Origin of the sequence: Algoriphagus sp. CAU 1675, assembly GCF_029222925.1 — a bacterium.
GTDB lineage: Bacteria > Bacteroidota > Bacteroidia > Cytophagales > Cyclobacteriaceae > Algoriphagus.
Genome location: NZ_JARHUI010000005.1, coordinates 45,450 through 63,775, shown reverse-complemented (window position 1 = coordinate 63,775; position 18,326 = coordinate 45,450). Strand labels below are relative to the sequence as shown.

At 43.7% G+C, this 18,326-nt stretch carries 13 protein-coding genes; 7 read left to right on the top strand and 6 right to left on the bottom strand.

Annotated features, from left to right (window positions below):
- Positions 1-51: 51 nt before the first annotated feature.
- The gene (locus P2G54_RS12520; protein WP_275871632.1) at positions 52-957 is read right to left on the bottom strand and encodes a sugar phosphate isomerase/epimerase; all 906 of its coding nucleotides are present in this window, start codon (positions 955-957) and stop codon (positions 52-54) included.
- A gap of 113 nt (positions 958-1,070) precedes the next feature.
- Here P2G54_RS12520 and P2G54_RS12515 point away from each other — a divergent pair, with 113 nt between their 5' ends.
- From P2G54_RS12515 to P2G54_RS12500, 4 genes are read left to right on the top strand one after another with little or no spacing between them, the layout of a single operon-like run.
- On the top strand, positions 1,071-1,790 hold the full coding sequence (locus P2G54_RS12515; protein ID WP_275871630.1) for a hypothetical protein: 720 nt from the start codon (positions 1,071-1,073) through the stop codon (positions 1,788-1,790).
- The gene (locus P2G54_RS12510) at positions 1,787-4,519 is read left to right on the top strand and encodes a carboxypeptidase-like regulatory domain-containing protein (protein ID WP_275871628.1); all 2,733 of its coding nucleotides are present in this window, start codon (positions 1,787-1,789) and stop codon (positions 4,517-4,519) included. The genes P2G54_RS12515 and P2G54_RS12510 overlap by 4 nt, the downstream gene beginning before the upstream one ends.
- A complete protein-coding gene (locus P2G54_RS12505) occupies positions 4,519-5,685 on the top strand; it encodes a DUF4249 domain-containing protein (protein ID WP_275871626.1) in 1,167 nt (388 codons plus the stop codon). The genes P2G54_RS12510 and P2G54_RS12505 overlap by 1 nt, the downstream gene beginning before the upstream one ends.
- The gene (locus P2G54_RS12500) at positions 5,648-7,309 is read left to right on the top strand and encodes a hypothetical protein (RefSeq protein WP_275871624.1); all 1,662 of its coding nucleotides are present in this window, start codon (positions 5,648-5,650) and stop codon (positions 7,307-7,309) included. Before P2G54_RS12505 ends, P2G54_RS12500 begins: the two co-directional genes overlap by 38 nt.
- Positions 7,310-7,321: 12 nt before the next feature.
- Here the strand turns inward: P2G54_RS12500 and P2G54_RS12495 are convergent, their stop codons facing one another.
- From P2G54_RS12495 to tilS, 5 genes are all read right to left on the bottom strand, one after another.
- Positions 7,322-8,986 (bottom strand): mechanosensitive ion channel family protein, encoded by a 1,665-nt coding sequence (locus P2G54_RS12495; protein ID WP_275871622.1) that lies wholly within the window; start codon positions 8,984-8,986, stop codon positions 7,322-7,324.
- Between the two features lie 63 nt (positions 8,987-9,049).
- On the bottom strand, positions 9,050-11,755 hold the full coding sequence (locus tag P2G54_RS12490) for a hypothetical protein (RefSeq protein ID WP_275871620.1): 2,706 nt from the start codon (positions 11,753-11,755) through the stop codon (positions 9,050-9,052).
- A gap of 98 nt (positions 11,756-11,853) precedes the next feature.
- Positions 11,854-12,789 (bottom strand): malate dehydrogenase, encoded by a 936-nt coding sequence (gene mdh / locus P2G54_RS12485; RefSeq protein ID WP_275871618.1) that lies wholly within the window; start codon positions 12,787-12,789, stop codon positions 11,854-11,856.
- A 147-nt stretch (positions 12,790-12,936) separates the two neighbouring features.
- On the bottom strand, positions 12,937-13,452 hold the full coding sequence (locus tag P2G54_RS12480) for a cyclic nucleotide-binding domain-containing protein (protein WP_275871616.1): 516 nt from the start codon (positions 13,450-13,452) through the stop codon (positions 12,937-12,939).
- A complete protein-coding gene (gene tilS, locus P2G54_RS12475; RefSeq protein WP_275871614.1) occupies positions 13,452-14,774 on the bottom strand; it encodes a tRNA lysidine(34) synthetase TilS in 1,323 nt (440 codons plus the stop codon). Before tilS ends, P2G54_RS12480 begins: the two co-directional genes overlap by 1 nt.
- Positions 14,775-14,822: 48 nt before the next feature.
- On the opposite strand from tilS, the gene P2G54_RS12470 reads away from it, so the two are divergent.
- The 3 genes from P2G54_RS12470 (at position 14,823) to bamD (ending at position 18,310) form a co-directional block, all read left to right on the top strand.
- The gene (locus tag P2G54_RS12470; RefSeq protein ID WP_275871612.1) at positions 14,823-16,475 is read left to right on the top strand and encodes an OstA-like protein; all 1,653 of its coding nucleotides are present in this window, start codon (positions 14,823-14,825) and stop codon (positions 16,473-16,475) included.
- A 150-nt stretch (positions 16,476-16,625) separates the two neighbouring features.
- Positions 16,626-17,342, top strand: a complete 717-nt coding sequence (locus P2G54_RS12465) for a T9SS type A sorting domain-containing protein (RefSeq protein ID WP_275871610.1) — start codon at positions 16,626-16,628, stop codon at positions 17,340-17,342.
- Positions 17,343-17,413: 71 nt separating this feature from the next.
- On the top strand, positions 17,414-18,310 hold the full coding sequence (gene bamD, locus P2G54_RS12460; RefSeq protein WP_275871608.1) for an outer membrane protein assembly factor BamD: 897 nt from the start codon (positions 17,414-17,416) through the stop codon (positions 18,308-18,310).
- Positions 18,311-18,326: the final 16 nt, after the last annotated feature.

Below are 18,326 nucleotides of genomic sequence, written 5' to 3'. Positions count from 1 at the left end.
ACAAAGGCCTGGGAGATTTCCAGGCCTTTGTTTTTGATTTACATTTTTTGTTCAAAAAAACCGCTTCATCTTTTCCAGTCCTGTCGTAATTACATATTCCGCATCCATCGCATAGTAGGTGGGATTGAAGAGTTCGAGAGAGAGAATGATCTGTCCGCCCTTGGATTTGAGGGTGTCGGCAAGTTCCTGCATCGGTGCAGCTCCATCTCCCGGGAATACCCGGTCCTTGTCCTGCTGCTCGGTGCGCGGAATGTCCGCCGGAAAATCATTCAAATGGAAAATATCGATCGCATGTCCGTCGAGTAGTTTCATTCCTTCAAATCCCGAACCCCCACGGAACAGATGGTACACATCCGCCAGGATTTTGGCATCGGCATCATCTGCAGCAGCGGCTACTGCCAGGGCTTGACCCAAATGATAAAAGGAAGGAAATGCCCCCCAAAACTCTAGCTGGGGCATGACTCCGGTTTTTCTTCCCAGTTCCAGCAGCCGCTTGTATTTTTCTCCAGCCTGCATCAGATCCAGAGGGGCTTCCGTGCCTATGGCAGGCGCGGCCACCCTTGGACATCCCAATTCAGCCAGAATCCCCATTTCTTTTTCCATCTGCTCAAACCCGGTCTTGCTTTTCTCTTCGTCCTGAGCCATCCAGGTTGGGAAACCAATACAATCAAAAAACTCCAACCCTGCATCGGAGGCCAGTTTTTTGAGAGAGGCAAGGCTTTTGCCGCTTTCCAGATAGGCCTGAATCTCCATCATCCAAGGCTCGAACCCATCGTAGCCTGCCCGTGCTGCCAGTTCTATGATCTGGGGAAGGCTCAATTTTTGGCCCCGAATGGTGCTGGTATTGAGAGAAAACCGAAAGGAACTGCTGGGCTGAGCTTGGGCGAGGACTGAACCTGCTGAAAGGGCAATTGGGCTTAGGGCTAGGGTTTTAAGTAGGGTTCTTCTTGAGGCCATGGATGTATTGGAGATTTGAAAGACTGTTTTTTTCCTTTTATAAAATACAAAAACCGCCCAAACTTATTTTGGAAATTCTCATTTTGAAACAATCGGTAATTGTAATTTAGAGCATGCAAAAAATAAAATTTTTGACTGCAATAGCATCTCTTTTTGTGTGGACGGCAAATGCACAGGTCCTCAACGAAGATGCGGACTTATTGGCCTCCTACAAAAGTGAAATTCCCTATTTTCAGGAACTGATCACTGGGGGGCAATATGAGGAAGCTCCTAAAAACATTGAAGGCCATCCTTTTTATTTTTCCCGTCAATTCGAAAATGGAAACCTCAGAATCAACGGAGTCACCTATTCGGATGTCCCGCTTATGTACGATGAATTTCGGGATCAGGTGTTGACTTTTCACCCCATCCAAAAACAAAAACTGCTGATCAACCCGGAAAAAGTGGAGGCTTTTCGGCTGGCAAATGGGGAGGAATTTCGGTTTTTTGAGGGGAATGAAAATTATTATTATAACGGGAACGGACTGTATCAGGTACTGAACAAAAAGGCAATCCTTGTTTTGGTAAAACATTACAAGACCACCAAGGCCAAACAGGAAGTGGGAAGGTTTACGGATGAGTTTATTGAAAAAGAAGCAAGGTTTCTTTGGAAAGAAGGGCAGTTTTATTCCATCTCCAAGGCCTATCAGGTAGCGCCGATTTTGGGTTTGGAAAAGAAGATTTTAAAGAAGAAAATGAAAGCCATGGGCCTACGATTTAAGGGCGACCCTGATAAATATTTGTTGGAAGCGGTGGATTTTGCAGAGGAATTTTTAACCCAATCCGCACAATGAGGAAGGTTCTATTCATTTGCGTCGCCTTGTTTCTTTCCTTTTCCCAACTGCTGGCCCAGACGGAAAAAGGAACCGAGATCAGCGGATTTTTCCCCGGGGTCACTTTCAAGCGATTTATGGAATTGGTGGAGGAGGATACCCCGTATCGCTTTTATTACCGGGAGGGGGATATTTCGGATGTCATGGTCAGCCTTCAGGCAGAAAAAAGTTCTCTGGATGATCTGCTCAGCACGATCCTGAAGGATAAGGACTTGTATTTTTCTTTCGGCTCGAATTATTCGGTATTTATTTCCAAGGGAAAAAAGCTGGATGTCAACTTATCAGATGCATTTTTTAAAAATGTGAATCAGGAAAGACAAAGGCTTTCTTCGGAGGTGGATGAAGCCTTTGTGCGGAACAACCGCTTTCTGATTGGAAGTCCCGTGCCGGGGAAAACCACGGCGGTATTGTCCGGAACAGTCAGTAGTCTAGAAAATGAAGAGGTGATCTCAGGCGCTATTGTTTTTGAGAAAATAAATTACAAGCAATCCGTGACGGACAATCAGGGGAGGTATTCCATTGAATTACCTTTGGGAAGACATACCATTTACATCCAAAATCTGGGAGGCTATATAGAGCAGCGCCTGATTGATCTGAGAGGAGATGGCAATTTGGACATGGCTGTAGGTGAAAGCATTTTTTCACTGAGTGAGGTAGTGGTCAATTCCGGGGCTATTTCCAATATCACCCGGCCTGAAATGGGAGTTCAGACCATGACCATGACCGAAATGAAAAAGCTTCCCGCTGTATTGGGTGAAGTGGATGTGCTGAAAGGCGTTTTGGTCTTGCCGGGAGTCAATACAGTGGGGGAAGCCAGTGTGGGATTTAATGTAAGGGGAGGAGCAGCGGATCAAAACTTGGTTCTTTTTGGGGAATCCACTTTGTTCAATCCTTCCCATTTATTTGGCTTTTTCTCTGCGGTCAATTCAGACATGGTGCAGGAAGTGGAATTGCTGAAGGCAGGAATTCCGGCTAATTATGGAGGAAGGTTGTCTTCGGTACTACATATGAAACCCAAGTTTGGAAGATCCGATAAGGTAGGAGGAACCGGTGGGATTGGCTTGTTGACGAGCCGTCTGAGTGTGGAAGGCCCCGTAGGTGAGCATACCACTTTCCTGGTAGGAGCTCGGACCACCTATTCGGATTGGGTCTTGAATTATCTGGAGGACCGGGCAGATTTCAATGCCAGTAGGGCTTCATTCTATGACATCAATGTCAATCTGCGCCATGAATTGGGAGAAAACGATGCTCTTGAATTTACAGGTTATTTTTCCAATGATGGGTTCCGATTCGATCCAGACACGCTGTACGGCTATCAAAACCAAAACTATGCGCTGAAGTGGAGGCATTACTTCAATGATCAAATTGAAGGAAGCGTGACCATAGGAAGGGATTCTTATGATTTTGAAATTATCGGGGAGGATAATCCCTTGAACTCTTATCAGTTTGGATTTGGGATGGAGCAGACCTATCTAAAAGGGGAAATCCGTCAGGAGTTCAGAGAAAAGCATTTGTTCCGCTACGGTTTGCACCTCAATCATATCCGGCTAAACCCCGGAAAAATAGATCCCTATGGTCTCCAGTCCATTGTGATTCCTGATCAAGTGGAGCGGGAGCAGGCCGTGGAGACTTCTCTCTTCTTCTCGGATGAATATGAGATCAATGATCAGTGGTTAGTAAGTGGAGGGCTTCGTTATAACCTTTACACGTATTTGGGACCACAGACTACCTTCACCTATCCGGAAGGTTCCAGCTATTCCGAGCAGGATGTGACAGGGGAAGCCACGGAGGAAAGTGGAAAGCCCATTAAGACCTATCATGGCCCTGAGTTTCGTTTTTCTGCGAGGTATTCTCTGAACAATCAATCCTCTTTGAAGGCAGGGGTCAATTCTATGCGGCAGAATATCCACCTGCTGAGCAATACCTCGGTGATTTCCCCAACGGATACCTGGAAACTCAGTGATCAGTTTATTGCTCCTCAGCGGGGCATCCAATATGCATTGGGTTATTTCAGAAATATGGCCATGAATAAGCTGGAGTTTTCCGCTGAGCTCTATTACAAAACCATGAGCAACCTCCTTGATTACCGAAGCGGGGCAACCATTATCTTGAATGACAATGTGGAGCAGGATGTGCTCAATACCAATGGAAGAGCTTACGGGATTGAATTTTACCTGAAAAAGAGTCAGGGAAGATTGAACGGATCGGTTTCCTATACCTATGCAAGATCCTTACTCAAGACCAATCCCGATGAGGGCAAGGAGTTGATCAACCGAGGAAAAGAATACTCCAGTAATTTTGACCAGCCACATCATGCTGTCCTGATTTTGAATTATGAGATCAGCAAGCGCTTTAACACCACCTTTTCGGGGAATTACAGTACTGGAAGACCCATTACCTTACCCGTTGCTAAATTCGAATATGCGGGGAGTGAACGTGTTTACTTTTCGGATCGCAATGCCCAGCGGGTACCTGATTACCTGAGATTGGACCTTTCCATTAATCTGGAAGGAAATCATAAGGTCAATAAACCGGCGCATTCCTCTTGGTCACTTGGCGTGTACAACCTGCTGGGAAGAAGTAATCCTTACTCGATTTATTTTGTGCCGCAAGACGGAATTTTGAAAGGATACCAACTTTCAATTTTCGCCAACCAGATTCCTTTCATTACCTATAATTTCAAATTTTAATGAAACGTATTTTACCTATACTTCTGATTTTTTCACTCGCTTGGCTTAGCCTTTCGTGTAGGGAAGAATATGAGCCGGAGCTAGACGCTTCCGAGACAGGGGTTTTGATTGTGGAAGGATATTTGGATTCAGAGGGTCTGGAAAGTGAATTGCGTCTTAGCCGAACAGTTCCCTTGTCATCCAATAGTAAAGTATTGCCTGAAAAAGGCGCTCAGATAAGTTTGATTGGCCCGGGTGGTGTGCAATATTCTTTTCAGGAAATTGGGGAAGGGCGTTATAGCTTTGCCCGGAATTTGGATGAAAACCTGGAATATACCCTGGAGATTTTCCTCAGTAATGGAGAGAAATACATCAGTGATCCGATGAAGCCCATCGTTACTCCGCCCATCCTGGATGCAGGATATGTCAGGGATGAGGAAGGGATTGAGGTTTTTGTAAATACCCAGGGCAATCAGGATGCAGATGATTTTCTGTGGACCTTTGAGGAAACCTGGATTTTCAGACCGAGAATTCGGTCCACCTATATCTACCGGCCAGAAATTGACGATGTAACTCCAAGGACTGATGAAGAGCGGATTGACCTTTGCTACAAATCCGTAGGGAATTCGGGCGTTCTCTTGGAGACAAGTTCCCGATTTGAGGATCAGGTAGTTTTCAGGCAAACCATTACCCAAATTCCTGAAGGGGATGAGCGAATGATGGAGCGCTATAGTATTCTCATTTCACAAAAAGCCATTGGTCCCCAGGATGTTGAATTTTGGGAAACCCTGAAGCGGAATTCTGACGATTTGGGCTCTATATTCAGCCCCTTGCCTTCCATCATTCGGGGAAACATCCATATGGAGGCTGATCCTGACAGACCTGTGATAGGCCAGGTCAGTCTGGGAGTGGTTAGGCAACAACGAGTTTACATTGACCGGGAGGATATTCTGCCTTGGGTCAGTACCGATGATCAATTTGACGATTGTTTTGTTTCTGCCGATACCGTTTTTGCCAACCCCTCTTCTATTAGCAATTACAAAAACGTGTACACCACAGGAGCTGTTCTGCCAGTGGTCCCGATTTTACAGGGTTTCGCTATCATAGGCTATAATTCTGCTCCCAGAAGATGTGTAGACTGTACTTTGTATGCAGATCGACAAAGACCTGATTTTTGGGAGGATTGATATGAAAAACATGAAACGATTGATTTTCTTATTTGGGGCTTTTCTATCCTTTGCCTCTACAGTACTTTACGCACAGGAGAAAACCGAGAAGGTAACATTCACTATTCCGAAAAGCATTTTTTTCACGGATGAAAAAATCTGGATTGATGCTTCAGTGAGCTATGACGGAGATCCGGCGGAATCCAAGGTTTTGTATGCCGAACTCCTGGATAAGGATAACCGCAGCTGGGTCTTGGCTAAAATGCCTTTGGAAGAGGATGGGCAAACCCTGAATTTCCTGGAATTGAATGAAAGAATTCCCTCAGGAAATTACCTGCTTCGGGTATTTACCAGAATTTCTCCCTACCTGGATTTGAATGAAGGATTGAAACAGCGATTTGTAACCGTGCTCAATCCCAAATTGCCACCCCAATCCGATACCCAAAAGGCGTCCTCTTTGAATGCTCAAGCTATGGAAGAAGCATTTGCACTTCCAAAAGCTGGTTCTCCTTCCTTATCCACCCTACTCAATGTCTTTGGAAATATCCCTAAAGAGAAAATTCTGGAAGTGTCTCTTTCAGTTGAGAATCCCTACTTGGAGGCTGAGGAAGAGGTATTACTGTCCGAGTCTTTATATGAAGGAATAAGCCCAAGAGTATTGCTTCCCGAGCTTTTTGGACCTATTGTTCATGCCAGAATCAATGCGGAAAACCCGGATACTACCCAGACCTATTTTTTATCAGTTCATGGGCAGCAATCGGCATTGTTTACAGACAAGCCGGATGAGTCGGGAAATCTTTATTTTGACATGGGAGGCTTTAGACATTGGGATCATTTGTTGATCCAGGTGGAGGATGGAGATGGGATTCCTGATTTGGAATTGCAGAGCCCTGCTCCTCGAACTTCCTTTAAGCAAGGATTTCAGTTTCCTGAATTGGTGATTAGTCCAGAAGATTCCCCTTTTCTCAGTCAATTGAAAATTGCCTCTGCTTTGGAGCCGTATTTCTCTCAGGAATATAGGAATGATTCGGTTCCGGTTGTGACAGGTTTTGTGGCTGATCAGGTGTATAATTTAGATGATTATACCCGTTTTGAGACGGTGGAAACAGTGACTAGGGAGTATATCACCGGTGTGGTGATTCGCCGTCGGGACAAACGCAAAGAATTCAGAATATTGAATGTGCCTGCGGATGCGATGTTTGATGAGAACCCGCTGATGATGGTGGATGCCCTTCCGGTGTTTGATTCAGATATGTTGATCAATTTCAACCCCAAGTTTTTCAAAAAGGTGGAAGTGCTCAATCGAGAGTTTTATCTGAATGACCGCTCCTATCCAGGGGTTTTAAGTTTCTCTTCTTACGAGAATAATTTCGGTCTCTATCCGGTGCCGGATCAGGTCCTTTATGAAAACTATTCAGGTGTTCACCCTTTTATCCAATTTCGAGAGCAACTTGGGGAAAGGGTGAATCATGGGGTTAAGGAGCCTGATTACCGCTCTGTTTTGCTTTGGCAGATAGGAAATGAAATCAATCCTGAAACCGCGATCGAGCCTTCGGATTTGCAAATTCCTTACAAGTTGAGCATTCGCTATCTCGACCAAAATGGAGTGGAAAAGAAGGTTTCCAAAATGGTCATGATCCAATAGGAATTGTCCCAGTTAGTTGGACTTCTTGCCCAGTTCCTTTTGCATAAATTCTCCCAGTTTCTTTTGATAGAAAGCTGCATCCGAATTGTATTCAGGGACCAATCCCTTTTTCTCCGGGAAGGACTCCATGTGCAGGGTTTGGGTAGGGAATGCAAAGCGAACTCCCAAGCTGTTGGCCAATTTGACGATCTGGATTAATATTTCATGTCTGGCTTTCAGTTCCTCCGGCCAGGTAGGCACCTCGAAGAATATGTAAAACATGATGTCCTGGCTATAGGCAGACAGGTTGTTGAAAAAGATGTTGTAATAATCCTTTCGGGTTTTTGGATGCGCAAGAACAATTTCATTGAGACCTTTCACAAACTCATCGATCAGTTGTGGAGGGGTGTCATAAGTTACGGTCAGTGTGGTGTAAAATCTCCTGTATTGCCTTAGCCCATGATTGTCCAGAATGGCATCAGCGATTTTTCCATTGGGAACATACATCAGGGAGTTTCGGAAGGTTCTGATTCTTGTAGAACGGAACCCCACTTCCTCGACTGTCCCGTCAATGTCACCGGATGTGATCCAGTCTCCTACCTGGAAAGGCTTATCAATAAAGATCATCACCGAACCGAAGAAGTTTTTGATGGTGTCCTGGGCGGCCAAAGCTATTGCCACACCACCAATGGAAAGACCGGTAAGGAAAGGAATAATGTCAAGGTTCAAGCCATCCCGCAGGATGAAAAGAGTACCGATGATGACCACAAAGGCTTTCAGGGTTTTCCTGAGCAGGGGGACCAATTGGTCATCTAAGGTTGATTCGGTTTTGGTAGCAAGCCGTGCAAAATAGAATGCCACTATATTAACCAACTTGTAAAAAATAACTGTGATTAGGAAGGGTTTGAGTGTGTTTAAAATGATAACCATCCAAGCCCATACTTCCACAGGGAGTTGGAGAACCGGGGCAAACAAGGAGAGCATCAAAACGATCAGGTAAAAACTGGTAACCCTTGCTACAGGAAGGAGGTATTCTTCCCCGATTCGCTGATAACCGAATTTCCCAAGTAGGTAAATCAATACCTTGTCCACTGCAAAGGTGAAAATCAGATGGGCCAAAAAGACCAGAAAAGCCAACAAGAATATCCCAATCAATTGCCATAAGTGGAGTCCTAAATAGTGCTCATTTCCGATTTTGGGCAGCAAATTCAACAGTTTTGCTGTCCCATAAGGGTAGGTTTGCTTGTGGAGCTCGTCAATTTGTCCAACCGTAAAAGCAGAGAACTTCCACTGTTTTCCGGTTTTTTCCAGAAATACTCCCGGTAATTTTTTCTTGTCAAAAAAGTAAACGGATTCCGGATTCCCTGAAGTGGTATCTTGGAAATCACTGAGATTTGGTACCTCGCTGGTTCGGACGATCACTCCCTGTCCTTCAAAAATTTGCTTAAGCTTGATACTTAGTTTTTCTGCTTCGTCCTGATCTGTTTTAGAAATATTGAGCGTTTGGGCTGCTTTTTCAGGATGATAATTATCCTCTCGGAGGTTGAAGAAAAATGTCAGCGTGGTGTGATATGGGGAGCTTAAATTCAGCCGGTCCCCGACGGTCTGGGACTTGGGGTCATCCTCGATCAACTGCCCAAAAGAAGGCAGGGAGACCAGTAGAAAAAAAACAAAGCTGTATAAAATTCTTTTCTGCATAGCGTGTTTTATATGGCATAAAGGTAGCCAAATGGATTACGATGCCCAAGGCATTGGATTTTCTTAATCGCTGAGTTGGTACTCCAGCAATTGATTGCCGGAAATGGAGCGAATTCGGAATTGTCCCAAGTTGTTTTGATAAGTGATTTGAAGAGGACCTGCACTTTCTATAGGAAGCTGGGTTTGCAGGTTGCCTTGCAAATCGTAGAGGTAAGAAAACTCCTGGGTTAGGTCTGTAATTACTATGAATTTTTTGTCAGATCCGAAATCGAAGTACTGGAATTCTAAAGGCCCTTCAGTTACCCTTGCGGTGAAAAGCTCTTGCTCCTCCCGATTTATCACCTTAATCTGGTTGAAATTCCTCAAAAAGATCAAGTGATCAAGCTCTTTTTGGTCAGAAATCAAGTAGAACTCACTATCCCGATCCTCCTTCATGAGTTGGTTTCTATAGGTGATCTCTCCGTTAAAATTCACCTTAATGAATTCACCGCTCTTGGTGATTCCTGTGAGTTGAAAGACTCTGGAATTTGAAGCCCTACCAAAAACCAACCCGGAGGAAAACTCCCCTCCCAAGTCAATTGGAGATCCCGCAAGTTTTTCTCCTCTTCGGTTGAATAGATATAAATTTCCTTTTTGCCCTAAGGTACCCATAAAATCTCCGGAGCCGAGGACGCGGAAATGGGCAGGCGCACTGACACTGCGTTCACCTAGAATCAAAGGATTCCATCCTTCAAGTTGGACTCCGGTTTTATCCAGTAAATAAAGGTTCCCTTTTTCTGTGCTGAGGAAATACCTGTAATCCCTGGTGTTGCTGTAATCAACCAAGTTGAGGTGGGTGATTTTCTCTCCTTGAAGACTGAATGGGTATTCAGGCAGTGGGTTTCCCAATCGATCAATGCCATAAATGTAATCTGAAGTGGCTACCAGCAATTGGAGTTTCCCGTTTTTGTAATAATCCACCTGAAAGACATCAGAAATCACAGGGCCGGACAATTGGGCTGTATAGACTACTTCTCCTGCAGAATTGATAAGGTAGAGGATGTTGTTTTCATCCTGTACGATCAGGTCTTCCGTATTGTCCTGGTAATTGGTAATGGCTTTAGGACCATAAATAAGTCTGGTTCCAAAGTTTATACGTTTTTCAGCACTGAGACTTATTCCTCCTTCGGAAGGGCTTTGGTCCATTTCCACTTCCCCAAAAGGAAGAGAGAGCGTTGCGATTGCCTGACCGGAAATTTGGTTGATTCTGAAGGATAGGGAAGGGAAAGCCAAAAAGGTACTGGCGTATTTCTGAAGAAAGGTGCTCCAGGAAGCCTTCGTTTTTCCGGTCCAGGTACTCCAGATTTTATCGGTCAATATTAATTTTGAGAAACCTGCACTAGGGGTCAGTCCACTTTTTGCTAGAGGTGCTTTGGCGGATTTCCCCCAAGTATTTCCAGAGATCAGATCATCAAGGATCAGTTTCATCCCCTCTTGGGAATTGGTCATGATGAGCAAATCTTCTGACTTGGTGACAAAGGTTTGGTTGAATCCCGGGAACTTGCCCTGAAACAGGTGAGCAGGAAATTCCTCTTCCGGAATAAACAGGATTTCATTTTCGAGATAAAAATCGCTGAATTCCTCATGATTGCTTTCCAGATAGCCCCGGAGCATTTCAAAAGTCTGCTCAGAATTGGTAGTACGGCAGAGTAACCCCAGGTTTTGTTCGGCTCCTCCAAATGATTCCAGGGACATCAAGTAAAGTTCCCCGGTGAAATTGTCCAGAAACCCCCTGTCCACCAAGGTTCTTTGGATCTCGGCTTCTAAGGTAGATTTGCTTTGAAATGCCCGATTGATCAATTTTTGGCTTTCAAAAATGCTTTCCAGATTATACTGGGTAAGTGCTAGAGTCCGGTTGGAAATTGCATTTTCAATCAATCCAAGGTTGGCCTGTAGGGAAGGGGTGAAGTTGACAGGCTCTGTCAAATGAATCGGGCCTTCCAGTCTGATTTCGTTTTGATCGAGTCTCAGTTCCAGTTCTGCTACAGCCTGAAATATCTCCAAGGCCTTGACCAGTTGATTTTCAGAGTCCACTGTCGTTCCTTTCAGTAGGTTTCCAAGGCCTTTTGATGAAATAAAAATATGCTCCCCTGTGGATGAACCTTGATAGCTGGAACCCAATAATTCAGGGAAGCTAGGCTGATCGGTATTGATAAAATTGCGGATGGCCTCTTCTATCAAAAAGGAAGATTCTGAAAGGATGAGGATGTTTCCCAAAAAGGAAAAGCTCCAACGTCGGTTATTGTTGGAATCGAAATATTCAACAATAGGTTGCTCTGAGTAGGTTCTTGGGACAAGCCGCGCATCTTTTTCCAGTTTTTGTTCAATTTCCGAAGTGATTTCCTGAACATCAGAGGGATTGGCTTCCAGAGTGAATAGCAGGTCGAAACTTTCCGAGCCAGTTGGGTGATAGCTCAGGGTAAATGTTTTTTCACTTAAAAGATGGGTGATTTTTCCGGTTTTCCCAGTAAGGCTGTCCAAAAGCGAGAGCTGGGAGGAAAGCTCTTGGAATGCGGGGAGTTTATTTAGGATATCCCAAGAGGGGTGGGATACCAATTGATTCCAGGTTTCTGCCCCTCGGTCTGATTGAATTACAAAAACTGCATCCTGTCCTATGAGCTCTAGGTTGTTGATTTTTTTATAAGAGTAATAGGTGGAATAAGTCCAGTATCCGGCTACTGCCAGTAAAACTAGGGATAAAACAATCAGTAAGCTTTTCCAGATTTTCACAGTTCAGATATTGGTCGACTCCCCTAAAAACAAAAATCAGACCTAAGAAACAAAAGAAATTATCCAATGTCCCCTAGGTCTGAATTTATTTTGAAGAATTACTTGGACAAGTTGTCCAGTACATTCATTACTTCTTTCACGTGACCTCTTGAGGTTTCGAGAAGAGCTTTTTCCTCTGCGTTGAGGTCAAGTTCGATTACTTTTTCAATTCCGTTTTTACCGAGAATTACCGGTACGCCCAAGTAGCAATCGTCAATTCCATATTCACCGTCAAGCTTGATACACACTGGGAAAACTCGTCTTTGGTTTTTCAAGATTGCTTCTACCATTTGAGCAGCAGCAGATCCTGGAGCATACCATGCGGAAGTACCCATTAATTTCACCAATTCACCGCCACCAAATTTGGTTCTCTCGATGATGGCATCCAGCTTGTCTTTTTCAACCAGCTCAGTTACGGGAATACCTGCTACTGTTGTATAGCGAGGAAGTGGAACCATCGTATCACCATGACCACCCATAAGGATAGCTTGAATTTCTTTCGGAGATACATTCAGTTCTTCTGCCAAGAATGCTCTGTATCTGGCGGTATCCAAGATCCCCGCCATACCCATTACCTTGGTACGAGGAAGTTTGGAAGTCAAATGAGCCTGGTAGGTCATTACATCCAAAGGATTGGAAACGACAATGATAATTGCGTTCGGAGAATACTTGATCACATTTTCAGTAACTGACTTCACGATCCCAGCATTGGTCTCGATCAGGTCGTCACGGGTCATTCCGGGTTTTCTTGGAAGACCGGAAGTGATAACTACCACGTCGGAGTTGGCAGTTTTGCTGTAATCAGCAGTGCTGCCGACCGTGCGGCTATCGTATTGATTGATTGGAGCTTTTTGCCAGATATCTAATGCCTTTCCCTCTGCTACCCCTTCTTTGATATCTATTAAAACAATCTCTTCCGCGATTTCGCGATAGGCCAAAACATCTGCGCAGGTTGCACCCACATTTCCGGCCCCTACTACGGTTACTTTGCTCATGATTTTATGAATTTTTTTTTAAATTTTAACTGGCTTGAAAAGCGGTGCTAAGTTATTAAACAATGCTTGTATTCGAAACCAGAATGCCAATAGTTTCTTGAACGGAAGGGATCTGTGATGAAAATCAAATTCGGCTTCTTACAAATCTCATTCAAACATTTGCCGAAGACTGAAAAAGCCAAAGGATTCCCGGTAGGAACGGAAAAGGCGCTGGTTGTTTTCGTTGTAATATTCCGCAAGAGAAGTCATCATTTTTGCCTTGATTTTAGGATTTCCTTCGAAGATTTCCTGAATAGCAAACTGAGGGATGACAATCAGGTCTGCTTCATCAGATGTGATGATGGCAGTGTAAGTCCTTTTGCTGTTTTCCAGCAGGCAGTTTTCCCCGAATGCCTCCCCGCGGTTTATTTCCAAAATTGTTTCAAAATTGTCCTTGATATCAATGGTCAGGATCACCTGGCCTTTTTTGAGTAGATATAACGCCTGACTGGGATCCTTACTGAAAAACACCACCTCGTCCCGGTTGTATTTTCGGTGGTGGATTGTAGGCAGAAATCTGGCCATTTCCTTGTTTCGGAGTCTCTCAAAAAATTTGATGGTACGCAGAAAGTCAAACATGTCCTGTTCTTCTTCTGTGTAGGTTTTGGAAAAAGGATTGCGCATTAGTTTCTTTTTTTAAAGTAAAGAATCTTCCGGGTTGCCTCACTGTATTTTGCCCAGTCTGCAATTCGATAACCCAAGACCCATACAATCTCCCCTTTGGAAACCAGTACTTTCAGGGACTGTTTTTTGGCCAAGGGTACTTTCAAATCTATCAAAAAGTCTGAGATTTTCTTACTGTGTTTCATTCCCAATGGAACAAAGCGGTCCCCCAATTGCCAAGTCCTGAGTTCCAGAGGAAAGTCTATCTTGTCCAGATCTAGCATGGCGTTTTCTTTATGGGAGTCGATTTTAGTGATTTGTTCAAGTTTCAGTAGGTCATAATCCCCTTCCGGGATTTGAAGGACTATGTCGTCTTTTTCAATTAGAATTGGCTCAAAGTTTTCTTTTCGGGGCATGAGTATCAACTCTTCACGGTCTACATTGAGCAAATGGCTGGGGCTTTCAAACATTTTTCCGGATTCAGAGGAATGGATAGCTTTCAGGATTTCCTTTGCCTGGTCTGCATTGAAACCATAGGGTCTCAGCCAGAAGAACAGAATAGAGGGAGCCCCTGCCATGCCGATGATTTCACGGCTTGAAAGGAACTGGAATTCATCTTCAGTTCTCAAATGTGTCTTTTTCCATGATTCCAATAGTCCATTAAAAGCTTTGCCGGTTTCACTGATTTTCTCAAAGCTGTTCAAAAGATTTTCCCGGGCATTTTCAGCACTGTCAAAAAGAACCGGTAAAACATCCAGCCGGAGTTTGTTTCGTTTGTATTCAGTTTTTTTGTTGGAGCTGTCCTCTCTCCATTGCAGTTGGGCTTCCCCGGCAAAGATCTCCAGTTGCCTTCTTGAAAAAGGCAGAAGGGGGCGAATCAGCCAGCCTTTTTTGGCAGACATACCGTTGATTCCGTCAATTCCGGTGACCCTTAGGAGATTCAGGAAAATAGTTTCTATTTGGTCGTCTTCATGATGGGCCAAAAGAATTCCTTTCAGATTTCGCTCGAGCCGTAGTTTTTCAAACCAGTCATAGCGGATTTCACGGGCCGCCATCTGAATGGAAATTTTGTTGTTTTTGGCCACTTCCTCTGCTTGTGCATGGAGTACATGGAAAGTGATTCCATGGCTTTTGGCCCATTCTTTTACAAAGGATTCGTCACCTTCACTTTCATTTCCCCTTAGGTGAAAATTGACGTGGGCGATTTCAAACCGGATCTCGGCACTCACTAATAAATTGGCCAAAACCATGCTGTCCATGCCCCCGCTGCATGCCAATAGATAGGTGCTGTTCGAATCCAGAAGGGACTTTTGGCGTATATGGTTGAGAAAAGCTTCGATCATTGATCAAAAATAGCTTTTTCTACTAATTTTGCCCACTTAGATCCTGAGATGAAATTTCCTTCATACGTCCTTGTACTACTCCTCTTTTTGAACCTTTGGGCTTTTGAGTCCAGAGCACAGGGCAACACCCTAGAGATTTTGGCTGCGGATGTGCTTCGTGGAGCCAATGGTTTCGAGCGATTGATAGGTTCAGTGAGAATGAAAAACCAGTCCTCTCTGATTTACTGTGATTCGGCCTATTTTTTCAGGAATGAGAATATGGCCAGGCTTTTCGGGAATGTGCGCATTGAAGATTTGGAGGACCCTGTTAAAACCAGGAGTGCTTATGCCGAGTACGACGGAACCACCAAAATAGCCAAACTGAGAACGCAGGTTGTTTTTTCGAATGAGGAGACTACACTTTACACGGAATTTCTTGACTACGACAGAGTCTCAAATGTGGCCACTTACTTCAACTCCGGAAAGGTGGTCGATTCTGTCAATGTGCTTACCAGCGAGCGGGGAAGGTATGAAACGAATTTGGAGCGAATTACTTTCACGGAGGATGTAGTGTTGGTCAATCCGGATTACACCATGAAAACCAATTATCTGGTGTATTTGACTGTTCCAAAAACGGCAGAAACCAAGGGTTTGACCAATTTGATTTCCAAGGAAGGAAATACTCTGGATGCCCAAGAAGGCAGCTTTTATGATACCCAGGCAAAGCAGTTTCGTTTTTACGACGGGGTAGTGGAGACAGAAAACAGTAGAGTGAAAGCTGATGAGCTCTTTTACAAAGAATTGGAAGGGTACTACGAAGGGAAGGAAAACGTGCGCGTTCTAAATAAGGAAAGACAAGTGGAGGTTTTCGGTGATGTGGGTAAGTATTGGGAAGAGCGGGGATACAGTGAAGTCTATGGAAAAGCTCTTGTGAGGAAGTATTTTGAAAGCGATACTTTGTATATGGCTGCAGATACACTGATCTCCCAAGACAGTGAGGCGGATTCTGCAAAATACCTTCTCGCTTTTAATTCCATCCGATTGATCAAAAGCGATCTTGCAGGAGTGGCAGATTCTTTGGTTTACAATTATGCCGATTCTACCATTCAGCTGTTTCAGGATCCTGTAATTTGGAACGATAAAAGTCAGATATCTGCTGACAGCATGGTATTTTATATCCAAAATGAGGAGCTTGACCATGTTTTTATGAAGGATAATTCTTTTGCCATCACTACAGATACTTTGAGTAATTTCAACCAGATGAAGGGGAGGGAGATGACTGGGTATTTCAAAGATGGAGAGATTAGCAGGTTGGAAATTGAGGGTAATGGGGAGTCTTTGTATTATGCCTTGGAGTCAGACACTCTTACTCAGGGAATCAATTCTACGTTGAGTGCTACTATCAAGATGGTGTTTAGGGAAGGAGCCATACGAAGGGTCACTTATGGGGTAAGGCCTGATGGTAGATTTATTCCTATCCAGAAACTTGAAGAAAAGGACTCTAGATTGGAAGGATTCAGATGGAGAATAGAGGAAAGGCCTGATATGGAGCTGATTAATGCATGGAGAAAGCCCGAAGAAATTGATCCGAATGGGGAAAATCTTTTTGAAATACCCGATGTGAAAATTTTGATGCCTTCGGATGAGGATATCCGAAAATCCCTCGAAAGAGGAGGTTTCATACCTGAAAAAAGGCTGTTGGTCCCCTTGAAAAAGAACTGATTTTGCGTAAACGCTGAACCAAGGAAAAAATTTTAAAAGGGTTAACAACAATTAACCGTAATTTTTCTCTAAAGCACTACCCTTGGCGTATTTTTGTGCGTATATTGATTTGAGTTTTAACAAACTGGGAGCTTATAGACAGAACTTTACATGAAGACCTTTCTCAAATTTTTCACATGGCTGATGCTTGTGTTTCCGTTTTTCTCGGAAGCACAGCAGGTACGTGTGTTGAGCGAAGGATTGGAGTTCAATGGTGATATAGGAACTTCTCAGCGCAAGACAATCTTGCTTCAAAACGAATCCAATCAAACCAAAACCTTTTTTCTCAAGAATCTCAGCGGAAATATTGGGTCCTCCCAGGATATGAAGATTTGTATTGGGGAGCAGTGTTTTGATGCGAAGAGGGATTTGGCCAAAATCAAGTTCACCCTTCTTCCCGGAGAAGTGATTACGGATCTGTATCTGGATTTTGGGATGGGTATAGCAGAGACTAAGGGGAGTTTTGATCTGGTTTTTGTGAATCAGGAAAATATCCGGGATGCATTTGTAGTAGAAGTCCGGTATGATGTAGCTAATCCCAATGCGTCCGTAGACGATTTTGATTACGAAGATTTGATATTAAGTGATGTGTATCCTAATCCAAGTAATCGGGTGGCGCAACTAGATTATAAAATTAAAAACCGACAGGTAAAGGCTAAAATCGCCATCAATAGCTTTATTGGAAATCCGGTTGGGGAATACGAACTGGACGAAGACCGATCTAGTCTAGTTATCAATGTCTCTGATTTTAAACCAGGGGTTTATTTCTACACTTTGTTTGTTGACAACAAAAATATTGTCACCAAGAAGCTCGTTGTGAAAAAGTAAGCCAATCGCCTCAATCCTTAACATTTGAATCCCAATTATTATCCCGTATATTTGCGGTCTTGAAAATGAACATGCGCGTACAATTACTTTATTTTCTTCTGTTTATCGTCCTTATCAGCTCCTGTGGGCCTTTTACCAAGTTGGAAAAAAGTACCAACTGGGAAGAGCTTTACAATGGCGCCAATGATTATTATCAGAAGGGAGAGTATAACAAGGCGATTATCCTCTATGATAAAGTGTTGCCTGTAATTAGGGGGAGTGAAAAAGCGGAATTGGCGGATTACAATTATGCCAACAGTCATTTCAAAACCAAGCGTTACATAGAGTCTGCAGGATACTTCAATACCTTCTACAGAACCTACAACCGAAGCCCTTTGGCCGAGGAAGCGCTTTTCATGCACGCTTACTCCCTGTATCTTGATGCTCCTGACTATAACTTGGATCAACAGAGCAGTAAGGAAGCCGTTTCAGCAATTCAGCAGTTTGTGACTCGATTTCCGGGTTCGGCAAGCTATGAGAGGGCTATGGAAATGCTAAATGACTTGGAGGGAAGATTTGAGGAAAAAGCATATCAGGAGGCTTCCATGTATTACCGATTGAAGGACGGGCTTTTCCCGGGAGATTTTCTTCGTGCTTGCATCATCAATTTCCAGAATTTCGCAAAAGACTATCCTGAAAGTAAATACAACGAAGAACTTGCCTACAAACTAGTAGAAGTGGGGGCAGGATATGCAGAAAACAGTATTTTTTCGAAGAAGGAAGAGCGATTGAATGAAGCATTAGGCTTTGCGGCTTCTTTCTATAGAAAATATCCTAATAGTAAATATACCCCTGAAGTGAAGCATTTTGAGGAGGAAACCAGAGAGGAATTGGAATCCCATCTCAAATTGAAAAAAGAATATGCGGATCAGGCCGAAGCTCTCAAAGCCGAACAGGCAAAAGCATTGGCCCCAGCAGAAAAAAATTAAACCAGAAACAAATCTC